We start from the raw sequence: 1,811 nt of genomic DNA, 5'->3' as shown, positions 1-1,811 counted from the left end.
CCGACGTCTCGACCCTGGTCGACCGGCTCAGCGCCCTGCGCGGCTTCATCGATCCGTATCCGACGTCGAACACGACGAACGACAAGGGCACCCAGTACACCATCCAGTTCTCGATCGATGACCGGCTGCTCTCCCACCGCTACGACGTCACGTCCAAGACCGGAGGCAACTGATGAGCGGCGTCAAGGGCGATCGGCTGTGGCTGGCCGGCGGTGTCGGTGCCGGAGTGGTCATCTCGGCACTGGCCTGGTTCATGGTGGTGAGCCCGGAGCTGTCCAACGCCACCTCACTGGACCAGCAGACCCTCGCATCGCAGACCCAGAACATCACCCTGCAGACCAAGATTCACCGCCTGCAGGCCGACAACTCCAACATGGACGCCCTGGTTGCCTCGCTGCAGCAGGCGAGGACCGCCCTGCCGGTGGACACCGAGCTGGCTGCGTACACCCGCCAGCTGAGCGGCTACGCCACCGAGTACGCGGTGAGCATCAGCAGCATCACCGCGGGTGACCCGGCGTCGCTGGCCTCGACCGTACCGGCGGCCGCGGCACCCGGCGCGGCCGGTTCGAGCACCGCAACCCCGGCGGCCCCGCCGGCCGCCGGCGCAGTCGCGACACCGGCGGGGCAGACGTACGCCCTCCCGCTCACCGTCGTGGTGAAGGGATCACCAACCAAGGTCCTACGGTTCCTGGCGGCCGTGCAGGGCCCCGGTAAGCGGGCCGCGCTGGTGTCGGGCACTCAGCTGACCGGCGACGCCACCAAGCACGGGATCGGCCACCTGACCATCCAGTTGCAGCTGTTCGCCGCGCCGCAGCCGCCCGGCGCGGTGGACGCGCTGCTGCAGCGGCTGTCCGAGGGGACGAAGTAGCCGCAGGCGGTCGTTGGCCGCACAGCAGGACTGCTGCCGGCGAGTCGCCCTGCCTGAGGCCAATGATCTGTCCGGAGGCGGGGGCCGGCGGTGCTGAACCGGCGCACCATTGCCGCCGATAGCGAAGGGCCCGGCGAGGCTGTTGCCTCGCCGGGCCCTCCGCTGTGGAGAGAGCTACTTCACAGTCACCGTGAGGGTTACTTCACGGCCACCGTGAGGGTCGGGCTGGTCGAACCCAGGTGGTTGGCGGTGTCGGTCGGGGTGAACTGCGCCCGCACCTGCACCTGACCCTTCGCGACCTGAACGGTGGCCGAAGCCTTGCCGCCCGCTCCGACCGGCACTGTTGCGGCGGCCACGTTACCGACATAGAAGGTGACGCTGCCGACGGCCGGCTTGCCGGTGTTCAGCGAGACGGTGGCCGTCATAGCCACCTGGTACTTCGTGGTGCTGCCCTTCATCTTGCCGCCGGTCGCGGTGAGGCCGGTCGTGGAGACCGCCTTGTTCACCGTGAATGTCAGAGCCGAAGAGGTGGAGCCGATAACGCCTTCAGGGACTGACGGGACGAACGTCGCGGTGATCTGCAACGTCCCGGCCGGAGTGTTCGCCGGCACCTGGTAGCTGGCCTTGCCCGAGCTCACCGCGACGGTGGCCAGCACCGTGCCGGTCGAGGTCTCGAACCGCACATCGCCGGCCGGCGTGCTGCCGTCGTTCTGGGTGACGGTCGCCGTGAGGGTGGCCGGGCTGCTGGTGCCGTACGTCTGCGAAGCCGCCGACGCCGCCAGCGCGGTGGTCGAGACCGCCTTGTTCACCGTGAACGTCAGAGCCGAAGAGGTGGAGCCGATAACGCCTTCAGGGACTGACGGGACGAACGTCGCGGTGATCTGCAACGTCCCGGCCGGAGTGTTCGCCGGCACCTGGTAGCTGGCCTTGCCCGAGCTCACCG

2 protein-coding genes are annotated in these 1,811 nt (G+C 69.0%); one reads left to right on the top strand and one right to left on the bottom strand.

The window, feature by feature from the left end:
- Window positions 1-172: 172 nt before the first annotated feature.
- Window positions 173-868 (top strand): hypothetical protein, encoded by a 696-nt coding sequence (locus VF542_RS04080; RefSeq protein WP_408650430.1) that lies wholly within the window; start codon window positions 173-175, stop codon window positions 866-868.
- Between the two features lie 197 nt (window positions 869-1,065).
- Here the strand turns inward: VF542_RS04080 and VF542_RS04075 are convergent.
- Window positions 1,066-1,811 (bottom strand): Ig-like domain repeat protein (locus VF542_RS04075; protein WP_408650429.1); only part of this gene is annotated, 746 nt, incomplete at its 5' end.

Source organism: Jatrophihabitans sp., from assembly GCF_036389215.1.
Lineage (GTDB): Bacteria > Actinomycetota > Actinomycetes > Mycobacteriales > Jatrophihabitantaceae > Jatrophihabitans_A.
The sequence above is the reverse complement of the archived record's forward strand: the minus strand, read 5'-3'. Positions and strand labels throughout refer to the sequence as shown.

Excerpts from the sequence above, each read along its gene's own strand:
- VF542_RS04080 (WP_408650430.1), top strand. The coding sequence starts at position 173 with ATGAGCGGCGTCAAGGGCGATCGGCTGTGGCTGGCCGGCGGTGTCGGT.